Consider the following 17,459-nt stretch of genomic DNA (forward strand, 5'->3'; position numbering starts at 1 on the left):
AGCACCCGGATCGATGCACATGAACCCAACCACGCCACCCAATCGCTGCCGTATCGTGCTGATCGCGCCACCGACAGTTGCGCCGCAACAGGTCGAGGCGGCACTCGCCGGTGGCGACGTCGCGTCGCTGATCCTGTCTGGCGAGGGCGTCGACGAGGCGTCGTTCCAGAGCTTTGCCGAAAAGGTCGCGGATGCCGCACGCGCAGCCGGTGTCGCGGTGGTGATTGCCGGCGACACCCGCGTTGCCGGTCGTGTCCATGCCGACGGCATCCACGTCGAGGGCAAGAAGGCCGAGCTGGCCGAAGCCGTCGAGAACTACCAGCAGCGCATGATGGTCGGCGCCGGCGGGGCCAAGACGCGCGATGACGCGCTTGAGCTTGGCGAAGAGCGGCCCGATTACATCTTCTTTGGCCGCTTCGGCTACGACAACAAGCCCGAGCCGCATTCGCGCAATCTCTCTCTCGGCCAATGGTGGTCCGAGATGATCGAAATCCCCTGCATCGTGCTGGCCGGTTCGGACATCGCCTCGGTGGAAGCGGTGGCGGCTACCGGCGTCGAATTCGTTGCCGTGTCGTCGGCGGTTTTCGGCGAAGGCATCGACCCGCGCGAGGCGGTGGCCCGCGCCAATGCGCTGCTCGACGAGACCGCGCCGCGTTTCGAGGAGTAGTTACCGATGGACCGTTCGCGCCTTCTCGCTGCTTTGCTGTGCCTGGGCGTTGGGCTCGAGCCCGCGATTGCCGTTGAGAGCGCGCCGATCACGCCGTCCGACCAGGGGGCCGTTCCTTCGCTCGGCAAGTCGCTCGACCTGATCGATCCCAACCGTTTCGGCCCGGCCCCGATGCCGCTCGATGCCACTCCCATGCCGGTCGTCGAGCCGGCGCCGGCGCCTCAGACTCCTGATCTTGGCGCCAACCCGGCGGCCAAGACGACCGATGGCATCGACCCCAACCGTTTCGGCGGCAAGCATTCTGACGAGGCCTACGGCGCCTTCCAGCGTGGCCTCTACAAGACGGCCTACAATCTCGGCATCACGCGCGCCGAAGCCGGCGATGCCGCGGCGCAGACGCTGGTGGCCGAAATCCTTTCGCGCGGCCTCGGCGTTGCACGCAACGATGGCGAGGCGGCCAAATGGTATGCGCGCGCGGCAGAGCAGGGCATTCCCGAAGCCCAGTTCCAGTATGCGCTGATGCTGCTCGATGGGCGCTATGTCACCCGTGATGACAAGGCCGCCAACGCACTGATGCAGGCAGCAGCCGAAGCAGGCAACCGTTTTGCCCAGTTCAACTACGCCCAGATGCTTGTGCAGCGCGAACCGGGCGGCAAGGGCCTCGAAAAGGCCGTTCCTTATTACGAGCGGGCGGCGGCCACCGGGCTGCCCGATGCCCAATACGCCATGGCCCAGGTCTACGCCAACGGCGTCGGCGGCAAGCGCCGCGACGACAACCAGGCGCGGCTGCTGCTCGTCCGCGCCGCCAGACAGAATTATGACTCGGCCCAGTTCGATCTCGGGCTGTGGATGGCCGACGGCCGTGGAGGCGACCGCGACCTGAAGTCGGCCTTCGGCTGGATGAAGCTGGCCGCCGATGGCGGCAATGTCGCGGCACAGAACCGGATCGCCAAATTCTACATGGGTGGTATCGGCGTCGATCCCGATCCCATTCTGGCTGGGGCGTGGTACATCAGCGCCCGCCGTGCCGGGCTCAACGATCCCGAGATGGACGACTTCCTGCGCGGCCTGACCGACGCGGAGATGAAGCAGGCGCTGGAGCGTGCCAACCGTCTGCGCTGATCCAGCGAAAATCTCGACTTCTCTTGCCTAAAAAGCCATTTTGTGGTCTTGGAGGCGCCGATAGCGCCCCTTCCGGCGCAAACCTCTCTTCCGGAATCCAATCATGGCCAAGATCAACGGCAACGAAATCCGTCCCGGCAACGTCATCGAACATGACGGCGGCCTCTGGGTGGCGGTCAGGACCAATCACGTCAAGCCCGGCAAGGGCGGCGCCTACAACCAGGTCGAACTGAAGAACCTCATCAACGGCACCAAGCTCAACGAGCGTTTCCGCTCGGCTGAAACCGTCGAGAAGGTCCGCCTGGAGCAGAAGGACTTCTCGTTCCTCTACGAGCAGGGCGACGCCCTGGTGTTCATGGACACCGCCAGCTACGAGCAGCTCGAACTGCTGAAGGATTTCGTTGGCGATCGCGCCGCGTTCCTGCAGGACGGCATGATGGTCACCGTCGAGCTCTATGACGAGCGCCCGATCGGCATCGCGTTGCCCGACCAGGTCACGCTGACGATCACCGAAGCCGATCCGGTCGTGAAGGGCCAGACGGCCGCTTCGTCCTATAAGCCGGCAGTGCTGGAAAACGGCGTCCGCGTCCTGGTGCCGCCCTTCATTTCGTCGGGCGAACGCATCATCGTCGACACCAACGAGCTCACCTACGTCCGCCGCGCGGATTGAGCACGGCAACACGGAGTCCTAGATCATGGCGCGTTCAGCGATCCTAAATGTTATGGTGCAGGCCGCCATGAAGGCCGGCCGCTCGCTGGCGCGCGACTTCGGCGAAGTGCAGAACCTGCAGGTCTCGCTGAAGGGCCCGGGCGACTACGTCAGCCAGGCCGACCGCAAGGCGGAAGACATCCTGTTTGCCGAGCTGTCGAAGGGCCGCGCGGGCTACGGCTTCCTGATGGAAGAACGTGGCGTCGTTGAGGGCGAGGACGACCAGCATCGCTGGATCGTCGATCCGCTCGACGGCACCACCAACTTCCTGCACGGCATTCCGGTGTTCTCGATCTCGATCGCGCTGGAGCGCCAGGGCCAGATCGTCGCTGCGGTCGTCTACAACCCGGCGATGGACGAGCTCTACACCGCCGAGCGTGGCGGTGGCGCCTTCCTCAACGACCGCCGCTTGCGCGTCTCCGGCCGCACCAAGCTTGTCGATGCCGTCATCGGTTGCGGCGTGCCGCATCTCGGTCGTGGCCATCACGGCAACTTCCTGCTCGAACTGCGCAACGTCATGGGCGAAGTCGCCGGCATCCGCCGTCTCGGCTCGGCGGCGCTCGACCTGGCCTATGTCGCTGCCGGCCGCATGGACGGTTTCTGGGAAACCGCGCTGTCGCCCTGGGACGTCGCTGCGGGCATCCTGCTGGTGCGCGAAGCCGGCGGTTTCGTCTCCGACGACAAGGGCGGCCAGGACATGCTCGACGGCGGTTCGATCGTCGCCGGCAACGAGACCATCCACCGCGCGCTCATCAAGACGCTGAAGCGGCCAGTCACGCCGCGCTGATCCGCCGCGCAGCCGGTTGCTTGCACATCGTGCCTGCGCCTGCCCATATTGGGGAGGGCGCAGGGACGGACCATGTCGGACAATCACCGCAAGCCTGAGACAGCCGTGCCCTTCGTCGGGCGCTACAGCCATTCGCGCGCCGAGCTGATCGCTGACGGCGTGGTCCATGCGATCGGCATCGTGCTCGCCGTTGCCGCCGGTGCGGTGCTGCTTTCCGTTTCCGCCTTCTACACCGCCACGGGCGAATATCTCGCCGCGATTGTCTTCGTCGTCGCCCTGCTCACCGTGCTGTCGGTGTCGTGCGCCTACAATCTGTGGCCGGTGTCGCCGGCCAAGTGGGTGCTGCGCCGCTTCGACCACGCCGGCATCTACCTTTTGATCGCTGCCACCTACACGCCGTTCCTCGTCCAGCTCGAAGATCGCACGACCGCAAGCTGGATGGCCTGCATTGTCTGGTCGGCGGCGGCAGCCGGCATGGCGATCAAGCTGTTCCTGCCCGGCCGTCTCGACCGGCTGGCGATTGCCTTCTATCTCGCCATGGGCTGGAGCGGTGTCGTCATCCTGCGGCCGCTGATCGCCACCTTGCCAACGGCGACGCTGTGGCTGCTATTTGCCGGTGGCATGGTCTATTCCTGCGGTGTCATCTTCTATGCCTGGCAGCGGCTGCGCTTCCAGAGTGCGGTCTGGCACGGCTTCGTCATCACCGGGGCAGGCTTGCATGTGGCCGCGATGATTGACCTTTTGGTTGTGGCCCGCCTCTGACCGACAGCCGCTCCCCAGGTCAGCGCGCGCAAGCGTCTTTCATTTTCGTCACATTTCCGCTTACAGTCGTAGTCCACTAACGTAACGCGCCGAAACTCTTGAAAAGGGAGGCGCGTAGACTTCAAGGTGATGGAGCGGCCAGGCGCGTCCGAATGGACAGGCCGGGCTCCAACCGCAGGAACCGGGGCGCCGATGGCATTGTTGAAATCTCTCGGGGTGGGCAAAGGCTCCGATGTGCTGAACTACGATCCGCACCGCCTGTCTTCTCCGCAGGTGTTCCTGCTGACGATGATCATCTTCCTGGCGATCGTCGCTTTCATCGCGGCGATCCTGACGCGGCAGATCTCCAGCGCCTTTGGCACCAATCCCGGCCTCAACGGCCTGATCCTCGGCGTGCTGTTCGTTGGCATCGGGCTCGCCTTCGTCCAGGTCGGGCGGCTGTTCCGCGAGGTGCGCTGGGTCAATTCCTTCCGCGCCGGCTCCGAAGCCACCGAACCGGTGCTGCTGGCGCCGATGAAGGCGATGCTCGGACGTTCCGCCTCGATGGCGTTCTCGACAAGCTCGATGCGCACAATGCTCGATTCCATCGCAACGCGCCTCGACGAAAGCCGCGACGTCTCGCGCTACCTCGTCGGCCTTCTCGTCTTCCTCGGCCTGCTCGGCACCTTCTGGGGCCTGCTCGGCACCATCGGCTCGATCGGCGAGACCATCCAGTCGCTCGACCCCGGCTCGGGCGACGCTTCTGCCGTGCTTGAATCGCTGAAGGCCGGCCTCGCGGCTCCGCTGCAAGGCATGGGCACGGCGTTTTCGTCGTCGCTGTTCGGCCTTTCCGGCTCGCTGGTGCTCGGTTTCCTCGACCTGCAGGCGGGCCGTGCCCAGACGCGCTTCTACACCGAGCTTGAAAACTGGCTGTCGTCCGTCACTGACCTGTCCTCCGACATGGTCGTTGCCGACGCCAAGAACGGCTCCTCCGACGAAATCCGCGTGCTGTCCGAGCGCCTGCGCAACATGCAGGAGCAGGGCGGCTCGAACCCGCGAGTTGCTGCCGCCATGGCCAACCTCGCCGACGGCATCTCCGGCCTCGTCAAGAACATGCGCAGCGAACAGCAGATCATGCGCGACTGGGTCGAGGCGCAGTCGGATGAACAAAAGGCGATGCGCAACACGCTCGAAAAGATCGCCGACGCCCTGAAGAAGGAAGGGGTGCACTAAGGTGGCATTGGCGCGCGGGCGGCGCGGCGACCGCCGCATCGACTATTGGCCGGGCTTTGTCGACGCTTTGTCGACGCTGCTGCTCGCCATCATGTTTCTTCTCTCGGTCTTCGTGCTGGCGCAGTTCCTGCTCAGCCGCGAAATCTCCGGCAAGGACGAGGTGCTGACCCGGCTCAATTCGCAGATCAACGAGCTGACGCAGCTCCTGGCGCTCGAAAAATCGAGCTCGCAGGACGCCGAAGATGCGCTTGCCAACCTGCAGGCGTCGCTGTCGGCTGCCGAGAGCGAAAAGAGCCGGCTCGAACAGCTGCTGTCGCAGGGCGCCGGCGCCGGCGCCGAGGCCAATGCCCGCATCGGCACGCTGTCGGGCGAACTGGAGAGCGAACGCCAGGTCAGCCAGCGTGCGCTCAGCCAGGTCGAGCTGCTCAACCAGCAGATCTCGGCGCTGCGCCGCCAGATCGGCGCGCTCGAGGAGGCGCTCAATGCCTCCGAGGCGCGCGACAAGGAATCCAACACCAAGATCGCCGACCTGGGCCGCCGCCTGAACGTGGCGCTGGCCCAGCGCGTGCAGGAACTCAACCGCTACCGTTCCGACTTCTTTGGCCGCCTGCGCGAGATTCTGTCCGACCGCGAGAACATCCGCATCGTCGGCGACCGCTTCGTCTTCCAGTCGGAAGTGCTGTTCCCGACCGGTTCCGAGCAGATCAACGAGGCCGGCCGCGGCGAGATGAAGAAGCTCGCTGACGCCATCATCGAGCTACAGAAGGAAATCCCGCCGGAGATCAACTGGGTGCTGCGCGTCGACGGCCACACCGACAACATCCCGCTGTCGGGCACCGGCCGATATCGCGACAATTGGGAGCTTTCCTCGGCGCGATCGACCTCGGTGGTCAAGTTCCTGATCGAGAACGGCGTTCCGGCCAACCGCCTCGTCGCCGCCGGCTTCGGCGAATTCCAGCCGCTCGACGAAAGCGGCACCGACGAGGCGCGCTCCAGGAACCGTCGCATCGAGCTCAAGCTGACCGAGCGCTGACGCGGCGTCTGCATCATCCGAACGGCGAGCTCATTTTCAAGATTTCGTGTGCGAAACGGCCTGCCCCAACAGGGGCGGAGCCGCGGCGGGCCGAGGCCGATTGTGGCGGCCAAGATTATCTTTTCTTAATTAGGCTTCCGCCGGCCACGCGCCTAGCTTTCGCAGGCAGTCCGGGAACCGCCGGCGATGACCTCCCACCGCGACGCGACGGTTTCAGACGGCCTGCAATTGACGGGGCGCGCCTGTCGCGCCCCGCAAGCTCGGGAGTCGCAAAAATGCGCTCTATGGCATTCAAGGCGGCGCTTGCCGTTATCCTAGTTTCAACGCCCCTGGCGACAGCTTTCGCCAAGGAGCATCACGGAACGATGCGTGAGTTCCCATCCCAGGTCAGCCCAAGTGGCGGCGATACGCCGGACTCACCCGCTCCCTCCTACGGCTATGCGCCCGGCGGCCAGTTGCGCGCGATCCTTGACGATCTGCAAGGTGACGATGCCCGTATCATGAGCGACCGCCAGGCCAGGCTGATCACGCCGGCCGAGATTCGCAGCCTGCGCGGCGAAGAGGCGATGATCCGCAGGACGGCTATGCGCGATTCGGCCCGGGACGGCGGCAAGATCCCCGCGGGGGCCTACGACCAGCTGATGGCTGAGGTCAACGATCTCGGCTTGCAGATCGGCCACGACGCGGTTGTCCGCTAGACGAAACGCGCATCCACTCGCCCCCGGATCGCTCCCCGGGGGTGAGCGGGTTTCAGGCTACCAGCCAAGCCAGAGTGCCGCCAGCGCAAGTGCCGCCGGCACGGTCTGGATGTAGAGGATTTTGCGGCTGACGGTCGCTGCGCCATAGAGCCCGGCAATGGCGACGCAGAGCAGGAAGAACACCTTCACCTGGAAGCCTGCCTCACCCAGCCACAGGCCCCAGATCAGGCCGGCGGCGAGGAAGCCGTTGTAGAGCCCCTGATTGGCGGCCAGCACCTTCGAGGCCGTGGCGAAATCCGGTTTGAGGCCGAAGGCCTTGTGGCCGCGCGGCGTGTCCCACAGCACCATTTCGAGATAGACGATGTAGAGATGGATCAGGGCGACGAGCCCGACCAGTATGTTTCCGACCATCGACGCCCCCTTCGACCTCAGTTACTTAACTTGAGCATGGCGCCTGCCGTTCCGGCAAGTGGTGGACCAGCCGAACTGTCTTGCGAAGGCGCGCGGATTGGTATCCTCTCGCCGCGAATTTGAGACAGAGGAAATGCCATGTCCTTCGCAAAACTCGACGAACTCGGCCGCAAGCTCGAAGCGCTGGAACATGCGCTCGCCATCCTTGGCGCCGACGAAGCCACCCACATGGCGGTCGGCGGCGGCGCCAAGCGCGCCGAAGCGCTGTCGGCGCTCGCCGGCATGCATCACCGCCAGGCAACCGCACCCGAAATAGCAGACTGGATCGCTGCCGCCGAGACCGAGACGCTCAATGACGATCAGCGTCTCGCCGTGCGCGAATTCCGCCGCCAGTACACCAACATGACCTGCCTGCCGACGGAGTTTGTCGAGCGTCAGACCTCGGCTCGCCTGCGCTGCGAACAGCTGTGGCGCGACCTCAGGGCCAAGAACGACTGGGCCGGGTTCCAGCCGGCGCTCGAAGGCATCGTCGCCATCGCCCGCGAGGAGGCGGCGCTGCGTTCGGAAGCGCTCGGCCTCGATCCCTACGACGCGCTGATGGAGCAGTACGATCCCGGCAACCGCACAGCCGACATCACGCCCGTCTTCACCGACCTCAAGGCCTTCCTCAAGGATTTTGTGCCGGAGGCGCTTGCCGTTCAGCAGGAGCGCCTGGCCAAAAGCCCGAAGCGGCCGCTGTCGGGCGTCTACGCCATCGAGCGCCAGCGCGAGCTTGGCCTCGCCATGATGGGCGCCGTCGGCTTCGACCTGACACGCGGCAGCCTGTCTGTGTCGCACCACCCGTTCTGCGGCGGCGTGCCGTCGGACGTGCGCATCACCACGCGCTACAAGACCTCCGACTTCCTGTCGGCGCTGATGGGCGTTCTGCACGAGACCGGCCACGCGCTTTACGAGCAGAATTTGCCGGAAGCCTGGTCGCATTGGCCGCTCGGCAAGGCGCGCGGCATGGCTGTGCACGAGAGCCAGAGCCTGTTCGTCGAAAAGCAGCTCGGCCGCAATCCCGCCTTCTGGCAATGGGCGCTGCCGCTGGTCGAGCAGCATCTCGGCGAGCGCTGGTCGATGGACGAGATCCTGCCGCATGTGCACCATGTCGAGCGCGGCCTGATCCGCGTCGACGCCGACGAGGTCACCTATCCGCTGCATGTCATCCTGCGCTACGAGCTCGAGCAGGAGCTGATCTCCGGTCGTCTCGCGGTCGCCGACCTGCCCGAGGCGTGGGACGCCAGGATGCGCGACTATCTCGGCCTGTCGACCATCGACAATCCGGCCGACGGCCCGATGCAGGACGTGCATTGGCCAAGTGCCGCCTTCGGCTATTTCCCGTCCTATACGCTCGGCGCCATGATGGCGGCACAGCAGTGGTCGGCGCTGACCAGCGAACATCCGTCGGTCGACGACGAGATCGCGCGCGGCCATTTCGAGACGGTCAACACCTGGCGCCGCGACAAGATCTGGTCGCAGGCCTCGCGCTGGTCGACCCCCGACCTGCTCGAACGCGCCACCGGCGAAAAGCTCAACGCCGCGCATTTCACGACGCATCTGAAGAAGAGGTACGGGGCATAAGCCGGCTTTCTCTCCCCGCAATGGGGGACGGCCAAACACCCCCGCCCCAACAAAGTGGGGAGAGGTGGCCGCGCAGCGGCCGGAGAGGGGGCTTTTCCATCTTCCCCAGCGGAACCAGTCCGCCCAGACTTTCCGCTTGATCTTCAAGCCCTTTGCCCGAAACTCGCCGCGACACCAAAAGACCTTGGGAGGGGCAGTTGGCGGACCGGGCGGATGCGATCGTTGTCGGCGGCGGGCTCGCGGGCCTCGTCGCCGCGGCCGAGCTGGCCGATGCCGGCAAGCGGGTTATCATCGTCGAGCAGGAGGGCGAGAATTCGCTCGGCGGCCAGGCCTTCTGGTCGCTCGGCGGGCTGTTCTTCGTCGACAGCCCCGAACAGCGCCGCATGCGCATCAGGGACAGCCGAGAGCTCGCCCTGCAGGACTGGATGGGCTCCGCCCAGTTCGACCGGCCCGAGGACCACTGGCCGCGCAAGGTCGCCGAGGCGTTCGTCGATTTTTCCGCCGGCGAGATGCGGCCGTGGCTGCATGCCCAGGGCATGCGCTGGTTTCCCGTCGTTGGCTGGGCCGAGCGCGGCGGTGCTTTGGCGCATGGCCACGGCAATTCGGTGCCGCGTTTCCATGTCACCTGGGGCACTGGCCCTGGCGTGCTCGAACCGTTCCTGCGCCGCGTCCGCGACCACGCCGCAGCTGGCCGCATCGCGCTGAAGTTCCGCCATCAGGCGAGCCGCCTGATCAAGACCGGCGCGGCGGTAACAGGCGTGTCGGGCGAAATCCTCGAACCCTCCACCGTCGAGCGCGGCCAGCAATCCGGCCGCAAGGTGACGGGCGATTTCGAGTTCCATGCCGGGGCCGTCATCGTGACGTCGGGTGGCATCGGCGGCAATCATGCGCTGGTCAGGAAAGCCTGGCCGGCCGACCGGCTCGGGCCGGCGCCGAAGAAGATGGTCGCCGGCGTGCCGCATCATGTCGACGGCCGCATGGTCGCGATCACTGAAGCCGCCGGTGGCGCGGTCATCAATGGCGACCGCATGTGGCACTACACCGAGGGTGTGACCAACTGGAACCCGATCTGGCCCAACCACGGCATCCGCATCCTGCCCGGGCCGTCGTCGCTGTGGTTCGATGCGCTGGGTGAGCGGCTGGAAGCGCCGTTCCTGCCCGGCTTCGACACGCTCGGCACACTCCGGCGCATCCTGTCCACCGGCCACGAATACTCCTGGTTCGTGCTGACCCAGAAGATCATCAAGAAGGAGTTCGCGCTGTCCGGTTCCGAGCAGAACCCGGACCTGACCTCCAAGCGCTGGATCGAGGTGCTGAAGAGCCGCCGCGCCAAGGGCGCGCCGCCGGCGGTAGAGGCCTTCAAGCAGCATGGCGAGGATTTTGTCGTCCGCGACAACCTCCGCGATCTCGTCTCGGGCATGAACGCGCTCGCCGGCAACGACTTCATCGAGTACGACCGGTTGCATGCGCAGATCGCGGCGCGCGACCGCGAGATCGACAACCCCTATTCCAAGGACGCTCAGGTCACCGCCATTCATGGCGCGCGGCGCTATCTCGGCGACCGGCTGGTGCGCACGGCAAAGCCACACAAGATCCTCGACCCAGACAACGGCCCGCTGATCGCCGTTCGCCTCAACGTGCTGACCCGCAAGACGCTGGGTGGGCTGCACACCAATCTCGACGGCCAGGTGCTAGGCATCGACGGTGAGACCATCCCCGGCCTCTATGCGGCGGGCGAGGTCGCAGGTTTCGGCGGCGGCGGCTATCACGGCTACAACGCGCTCGAAGGCACCTTCCTCGGCGGCTGCATCTTCTCGGGCCGCAACGCCGGCCGGCACGCGGCGCGCTAGCCCGGCCAATCCGGCGCATCGGGTGCCATAGCCGGCGGCTTGGCCAGTCCCTCAACTCGCCCTGCCAGCCCTTGCTGCGGCCTCCGCGAGGCTCATCCCCTTTCTGTCTTCGCCGTGTCGAAATACGCCATCTGCCGTATTTTTCCCGACCCTGTCACCGCGTACTCCTGCCGTCTGGCGGGGCAGTCGCGACGTGTGGCTGCTTGGTCGTTGTCCCACCATAGCGCGGGCGATGGCCACAGCCGGGCGCTTGGCGGCGAAGCAGGTGTCCGGTGCTGGTGAAGCGAAATTCCGCCTGATGGGACCGACATGCCAACACGACATATTGCAAGAAACGCCTTTTCCGGTGTGTCGCTGATTGCCCTTTCTGCCTTCGCGCAGCCGGCTCTTGCCGCCACCTTCAACGTCACCAACGAAACCGAGCTTGCCGCCGCGATCAGCACCGCCAACAGCAATGGCGATACGTCGAACACCATCAATGTCAGCGCCAACATCACCCTGACCAGGCCGCTGCCGCCGCTCGGCCTGCGCGACGCCTCCGGCCAGCCGTTGGCCACCAGCCCGCTCACCATCAATGGCAACGGCAACACCGTCAGCGGCGGTGGCACCCAGCGCATCTTCTTCGCCAATTCAGGCGAAATCGCCATCAACGACGTGACGCTTGCCGACGGCCGTGCCAAGGGCGGCGATGGTGGCGATGGTGGCTGGGGAGAATCCGGCGGCGGCGGCCTCGGGGCCGGCGGCGCGCTGTTCGTGCGTGGCAATGATGCCGGTCTTGGCACGGCGCCAATGGTGACGATCTCCGGCGTTGTCTTCACCGGCAATGCCGCCGTTGGCGGCAATGGCGGTGCAGACGTCTACGCGAGCGGCGCTGGCGGTGGCACCGGAGGTGGTGGCGGCATGGGCGGGAATGGCGCAGCGGGAGGGCTCGTCGACGCTGGTGGTGGTGGCGCCTTCGCCGGCCAGAACGGCACGCATCTGGGTGGCGGCGGTGATCATGGCGGCCCGAAAGGCCAGCCGGGCGGCGATCTGTCGGGCGGGGGGCCAAACGCTGGCGGCGGTTTCGGCGGTGGTGGCGGTGGTGCCGATGCCGGAGCTACCGGCGGCAAGGGCGGCTTCGGCGGCGGTGGTGGCGGCGGCGCCTTTGGCGGCAGCGGACCCTGGGTGGGCTCCGGTGGCGCAGGCGGCTACGGCGGCGGCGGAGGAGGAACGCTGGGAGGCTCCAATGCCAAAGCCGGCAGCGGCGGCTTTGCTGGCGGCAATGGCGGCCTTGGCATGGACAGGTCTGCCGGAGGCGGCGGCGGCGCACTCGGCGGCAGTCTTTTCGTCGCCGATGGTGGCAACCTCCTCATCAAGGCCGGCGGTTCGATATCGGGCGGCAGCGTCACTGCGGGCGCTGCGGGCGCCGTCGCCGGCGGTGCCGGCACTCTGCCGACCTCGGGCCAGGCCGCCGGCACCGGCATGTTCCTGCAAGGAAATGGGCGGTTAGGCTTCGCGCCTGATGCCGGCCAGACAATCACCGTTTCGGATGTCATCTCCGACGAGGAAGGTTTTCTGCGGGCAAATCCCGGCCGCTCGCCGCATCCGGATTTCAGCGCCGGCAGCTGGCATCTGGAGAAGTTTGGCGCCGGGACGCTGATCCTCTCGGGAAACAACAGCTATTCCGGCAGCACCACCATCGAAGAAGGCACGATAGCCATCGGCAATGCCTCGGCATTGGGAACGGGGTCACTAAATTTCGGAGGCGGGACGCTGCTGGGCACCGCCGACCTGTCGCTCGACAAGAACGTCAGTATCCGGTCCGGCCTTTCAGGCACCATCGCCGCAGCAGCCGGCACGACATTGGATTTCACGGGCCTGCTGCGTTTGAGAGACGACGCAACGGTGGTGTTCGGCGGTTTGGCCGCTACCGGCACCGTCGTGATCAATTCCGACCTGGAGTTGAACGGCGCTATGTCGGTCGTCGTCGCGGGTGGTACGCTGAAATCCGGCAACCATACCGTAGCCGAAATGACCGAGGCGGCGACATCGACGACCGTCGCCGCAGGCGCGACGCTTGATTTCAACAGGCAAACCGTTGCGGGCTCCAGCCCCACCATCCGCAACCTGCAGGGCGCCGGCACCGTCACCAACAGCGCGGGGATCATCGTGTCGAGCGGCAGCTTCAGCGGTGCCATTGCCGGCGCCGCCAGCTTGACCAAGTCAGGTGCCGGCACACTCACGCTTTCGGGCGTCAGCACCTATGCCGGCGGCACCAGCGTCGAGGCCGGAACGCTGATCGTCGGCGTTGGCGGTGTCGGCTCGATCCTCGGTCCGGTCGCAGTCATGTCCGGCGCGCGGCTCGGCGGCAGCGGCATGATTGGTGGCACCGTCACCGTCGCTGCCGGTGCCACCCACGGCGCCGGCAATTCGGTCGGCACCCAGACGATCAACGGCAACTATGTCAACCGCGGCACCCTCGAAGTCGAGGCGACGCCATCGGGTGCGGACAGGCTCAACGTCAACGGCACCGTCGACATCTCGGGTGCCGCTCTCCAGCTCCTGCTGTCGCCGCCGAGCAGCGCGTCGTGGAACTGGCTCAACGGTCCCTTCGTGCTGATCGCCAATGACGGCGGCGAGGCGGTGGCCGGCACCTTCGGCTCGGTCGGCGACCTCAACAAGCTGGTCTTCCTCGACCACCTCATCAACTACGCCGGCGGCGACGGCAACGACGTGACGCTGACCTTGACCCGCAACGACGTTTCGGTCGGCGACGTCGGCCAAAGCCGCAACCAGATTGCCACAGGCACTGCAGTCGATGGCTTGGCTACGAACACTCCGGTTCGCGCCGGACTGATCCTGTCGACCGACGAAGGCCAGGTGCGGGCGGCGCTCGATGCGCTGTCCGGCGAGGTCCATGCCTCGCTTTCGGGCAGCTTCATCGAAGCCAGCGGCCAGCTGCGCGATGTCGCCTCAAGCCGCATTCGCTCGGCCTTTGGCGACGTTGCGGCGGCCGACATGCCTGTCATGGCCTATGGCGAGGACGGCGCCGAGCTGGTCGCCCCCGACAGCGACCGCTTCGTCGCCTGGGGCCAGGCGCTGGGCAACTGGCGCTCGGCTGACGGCGACGGCAACGCCACTGGCTTCAGCCACAGCGGCGGTGGCATGCTCGCCGGCGGCGATGCCATGGTCGGCAACAGCTTCAGGTTCGGCCTGCTCGGCGGCTACAGCCGCACCAGCTTCGAAGCCAACGGCCGCGCCTCGTCGGGCTCGAGCGACAACTACCACCTCGGCGTCTATGGCGGCGGCGAGTTGGGTGTTCTCGGCCTGCGCACCGGCGCCAGCTATGTCAGGCACGCCGTCGAGACCACGCGTTACGTCGTCTTCCCCGGGTTCAGCGAAACGCTGAAGGCCGACTATGACGCGGGCACGGCGCAGGCCTTCGTCGAGGCAGGCTACCGCATGGAGATGGGCCGCGTCGCCTTCGAACCCTTCGCCGGCCTTGCCTATGTCTCGACCTCGACCGACGCCTTCACCGAAACCGGCGGCACAGCTGCCCTGACCAGCGCCGGTGTCACCAATGCCGCCACATTGACGACGCTCGGCCTGCGCGCGGCAACGGACTTCACCCTCGGCGACGCCAAGGCCTCGGTGCGCGGCATGGTCGGCTGGCGTCATGCCTTCGGCGATGTCGCGCCGTCGTCGCTGGTTTCCTTCGCCGGCGGCGACAGCTTCACCGTTTACGGCACGCCGATCGCCCGCGACGCGCTGATGCTCGAAGCCGGGCTGGATGTCGCGATTTCGCCCAAGGCGAGCCTTGGCCTGAGCTACACCGGCCAACTGGCCAGCGGCGCGCGGGAACATGGCGTCAATGCCAGCCTGGCGGTGAAGTTTTGAGCCATGGCTGCCGCCGGAGCCGCGCGGAACTGATCTGTCAAATATCCGATTCCGGAATTAGACCCAAAAATGGCGCGGGGCGAAATCTTCCCAACCATTCCTTTGTCGTTTAGGTGTGGCTCATTCATTTTGGGCCTGCCTGAGGGATAAGCTCCCCTCCCGACGGCAGGTGGGGAGCATACAGTGCCTGCCATTTTTTCCAGAACGCGCGCTCTTTCGGGCGTGTCACTTGTTGTCCTGTGCGGCTTGCTCCAGCCCGCCTGGGCCGATCCGGTGGTTCTGCTGGACGGCCAAGACATCACCGATGACCTCGGCATTTATTCGCTCCAGGAATTCGATGTGGGTGCTGGTGCGACCGGCACCTATTCGGGCCGAATCCACGAGTTAGGTGACCCCACCCCTATTCGCAAAATCGGCGATGGCACGCTCATCGTCACCAACAACAGTAATTCCTTCGGCTCCGGCGCCATCATCAGCGCGGGCACCATTCGTGTGACCGGCAATTCTGTTCTTGGTCTGGGAACCATCAAGCTCGATGGCGGCACGCTGCAGGCCGGTGCCGCCGGGCTTAGCCTTACAAACCAACTCATCGAGTTCACTTCGGCAGGCGGTGCGATCGACACCGGCGCTTTCGATCTGACGACCCAAGCCTGGATGATCGATGGCGATGTTCCGCTGGGCACCTTTACCAAGCTAGGCACTGGCACACTTACTATTAATCGCCTTTATGACAACAACTCCTACGCCACTGCGACTAGCGTCGCGCAGGGTACGCTTGCGGCCGGTGACACCGACATATTCAGTGCCAACAGCGCGTACTCAATTGCTAGCGGTGCTGCGCTTAAGTTGAACAACTACAACCAGGCGATCGGCTCGCTCGCCGGCGCGGGCACCGTCGACCTCGGCAGCGCCACGCTGACGACCGGCAGCGACAACAAGAGCACCACATTCTCAGGCGTCATCTCGGGCGGGGGCAAGCTGGTCAAGACGGGCAGCGGCACCCAGACGCTGACGGGCGCCAATCTCCATTCCGGCGGCACTGTAGTCGACGCCGGCACGCTGATTGTCGGCGTCGGTGGTGCCGGCTCGGTCGCCAGCTGGGTCGAAGTCAAGTCGGGCGCCCGGCTCGGCGGCAGCGGCACCATCGGCGGCAGTGTCACCGTGGCTGACGGCGCCACCCACGGCGCGGGCAACTCCATCGGCACCCAGACGATCAACGGCAACTACGTCAACAACGGCACCCTCGAGGTCGAGGCGACGCCTGCGGGCGCCGACAAGCTGGTGGTCAACGGCACCGTCGACATCTCGGGTGCAAAGCTCGATCTCGTGCTGTCGCCATCGAACATGGGTGCCTGGCTTCCGGTCAACGGCCCCTTCACGCTGATCGCCAATGATGGCGGCGACGCGGTCACGGGCACGTTTGCCTCGGTCGGCAATCTCAACAATCTCCTCTTCCTCGACCATCTGATCGACTATGCCGGCAACGACGGCAATGACGTCACGCTGACGCTCAACCGCAACAATGTCACGCTGGAAAGCATCGCCGATGCGCCCAACCAGGCAGCGGTCGCCGGTGCAGTTGCCGACTTGCCGAACTCCAACCCCGTCGCGGCCGCCTTCCTGATGTCGACCGACGAGGACGAGGCGCGCGATGCGCTCGAACAGCTTGCCGGCGACGTGCATGCTTCGGTCAGCGGTGGGTCGACGCAGACGAGCCAGTTCCTGGGTGAGTTCGCCAATGACCGCGTGCGTTCGGCCTTCGGCGATGTCGCGGCACCCGACCTGCCCGTCATGGGCTATGGCGAGGGCGGGCTCGAACTGGTCGCCGCCGACACCGACCGCTTCGTCGTCTGGGGGCAGGCGCTTGGCAATTGGGGCTCGTTCGACGGCGACGGCAATTCGGGCGGCTTCGAGCATTCGAGCGGCGGCCTCGTTGCCGGTGGCGACACGATCGTCGGTGATGGCTGGCGTCTCGGCCTGCTCGGCGGCTACAGCCGCACCAGCTTCGACACGGATGACGGTGCCGCCTCGGGCGACAGTGACAACTTCCATGTCGGCGTCTATGGCGGCCGCCACTTTGGTGATGTCGCCCTGCGCGCCGGGGCGTCCTACACCAGGCATGCGATTGACACGAGCCGCACGGTCTCGTTCCCTGGTCTCACTGAAACGCTCAAGGCCAGCTACGATGCCGGCACGGCGCAGGCCTTCGTCGAGACCGGCTACAAGGTCGAGCTGGGCCGCGTTGCCTTCGAACCCTTCGCTGGTCTGGCCTATGTCTCGACCTCGACCGACGGCTTCACCGAAATCGGCGGCTCGGCCGCACTGACCAGTGCGGACAAGAGCTTCGACAGCACCACGACGACGCTCGGCCTGCGTGCCGCCAGCGACGTCAACCTCGGCGACGCCAAGGCGACGGTGCGCGGCGGTCTCGGCTGGCGCCATGCCTTCGGCGATGTCACGCCCGCCTCGACGGTTGCCTTCGCCGCTGGCGGCGACAGCTTCACCGTCCATGGTGCGCCCATCGCCCGCGACGCGCTCTTGATCGAAGCCGGCCTCGACTTCGCCATCTCGCCCAAGGCCAATCTCGGCCTGAGCTACAACGGCCAGATCGCCAACGGCGCCCGCGACCACGGCGTCAAGGCAAGCATTGGCGTGAAGTTCTAGTTGGAGCAGGGCGACGCCGCTCTAGGCGTCGCCAATCCCCGTTGA

At 66.0% G+C, this 17,459-nt stretch carries 13 protein-coding genes; 12 read left to right on the forward strand and 1 reads right to left on the reverse strand.

What is annotated here, in order from left to right; genetic code table 11:
• The first annotated feature begins 19 nt into the window (after window positions 1-19).
• The 8 genes from ACSQ3E_RS20020 (at window position 20) to ACSQ3E_RS20055 (ending at window position 6,990) form a co-directional block, all read left to right on the forward strand.
• Entirely contained in the window at window positions 20-667 is a 648-nt protein-coding gene (locus tag ACSQ3E_RS20020; RefSeq protein WP_436124026.1) for a thiamine phosphate synthase, read from the forward strand.
• 6 nt (window positions 668-673) lie between these two features.
• Window positions 674-1,789 (forward strand): tetratricopeptide repeat protein, encoded by a 1,116-nt coding sequence (locus ACSQ3E_RS20025; RefSeq protein ID WP_436124027.1) that lies wholly within the window; start codon window positions 674-676, stop codon window positions 1,787-1,789.
• A gap of 103 nt (window positions 1,790-1,892) precedes the next feature.
• Window positions 1,893-2,459: an elongation factor P gene (gene efp, locus ACSQ3E_RS20030; protein WP_184767932.1), complete on the forward strand. Its 567-nt coding sequence runs from the start codon at window positions 1,893-1,895 to the stop codon at window positions 2,457-2,459.
• 25 nt (window positions 2,460-2,484) lie between these two features.
• Entirely contained in the window at window positions 2,485-3,285 is an 801-nt protein-coding gene (locus ACSQ3E_RS20035; RefSeq protein WP_436124028.1) for an inositol monophosphatase family protein, read from the forward strand.
• A gap of 72 nt (window positions 3,286-3,357) precedes the next feature.
• Window positions 3,358-4,047: a PAQR family membrane homeostasis protein TrhA gene (trhA, locus tag ACSQ3E_RS20040; protein ID WP_436124029.1), complete on the forward strand. Its 690-nt coding sequence runs from the start codon at window positions 3,358-3,360 to the stop codon at window positions 4,045-4,047.
• Between the two features lie 192 nt (window positions 4,048-4,239).
• Window positions 4,240-5,259: a MotA/TolQ/ExbB proton channel family protein gene (locus ACSQ3E_RS20045; RefSeq protein ID WP_310321086.1), complete on the forward strand. Its 1,020-nt coding sequence runs from the start codon at window positions 4,240-4,242 to the stop codon at window positions 5,257-5,259.
• Window position 5,260: 1 nt separating this feature from the next.
• A complete protein-coding gene (locus ACSQ3E_RS20050) occupies window positions 5,261-6,292 on the forward strand; it encodes a peptidoglycan -binding protein (RefSeq protein WP_436124030.1) in 1,032 nt (343 codons plus the stop codon).
• A 284-nt stretch (window positions 6,293-6,576) separates the two neighbouring features.
• Window positions 6,577-6,990 carry a hypothetical protein gene (locus ACSQ3E_RS20055; protein ID WP_436124031.1) on the forward strand — a complete coding sequence of 138 codons (414 nt, stop codon included), beginning with the start codon at window positions 6,577-6,579 and terminating at the stop codon, window positions 6,988-6,990.
• A 57-nt stretch (window positions 6,991-7,047) separates the two neighbouring features.
• On the opposite strand, the gene ACSQ3E_RS20060 is transcribed toward ACSQ3E_RS20055, so the two are convergent.
• On the reverse strand, window positions 7,048-7,401 hold the full coding sequence (locus tag ACSQ3E_RS20060) for a DUF1304 domain-containing protein (RefSeq protein WP_436124032.1): 354 nt from the start codon (window positions 7,399-7,401) through the stop codon (window positions 7,048-7,050).
• 138 nt (window positions 7,402-7,539) lie between these two features.
• On the opposite strand from ACSQ3E_RS20060, the gene ACSQ3E_RS20065 reads away from it, so the two are divergent.
• The 4 genes from ACSQ3E_RS20065 (at window position 7,540) to ACSQ3E_RS20080 (ending at window position 17,414) form a co-directional block, all read left to right on the forward strand.
• Window positions 7,540-9,024: a carboxypeptidase M32 gene (locus ACSQ3E_RS20065; RefSeq protein ID WP_436124033.1), complete on the forward strand. Its 1,485-nt coding sequence runs from the start codon at window positions 7,540-7,542 to the stop codon at window positions 9,022-9,024.
• Between the two features lie 197 nt (window positions 9,025-9,221).
• Complete coding sequence (locus ACSQ3E_RS20070) at window positions 9,222-10,874, forward strand: FAD-binding dehydrogenase (protein ID WP_436124034.1); 1,653 nt, start codon at window positions 9,222-9,224, stop codon at window positions 10,872-10,874.
• 309 nt (window positions 10,875-11,183) lie between these two features.
• Window positions 11,184-14,750 (forward strand): autotransporter outer membrane beta-barrel domain-containing protein, encoded by a 3,567-nt coding sequence (locus tag ACSQ3E_RS20075; RefSeq protein ID WP_436124035.1) that lies wholly within the window; start codon window positions 11,184-11,186, stop codon window positions 14,748-14,750.
• 222 nt (window positions 14,751-14,972) lie between these two features.
• Window positions 14,973-17,414 (forward strand): autotransporter outer membrane beta-barrel domain-containing protein, encoded by a 2,442-nt coding sequence (locus ACSQ3E_RS20080; RefSeq protein WP_436124036.1) that lies wholly within the window; start codon window positions 14,973-14,975, stop codon window positions 17,412-17,414.
• Window positions 17,415-17,459 lie beyond the last annotated feature (45 nt).

This window comes from Aminobacter sp. LjRoot7, assembly GCF_964252895.1.
Classification (GTDB): Bacteria; Pseudomonadota; Alphaproteobacteria; order Rhizobiales; family Rhizobiaceae; genus Aminobacter; species Aminobacter aminovorans_B.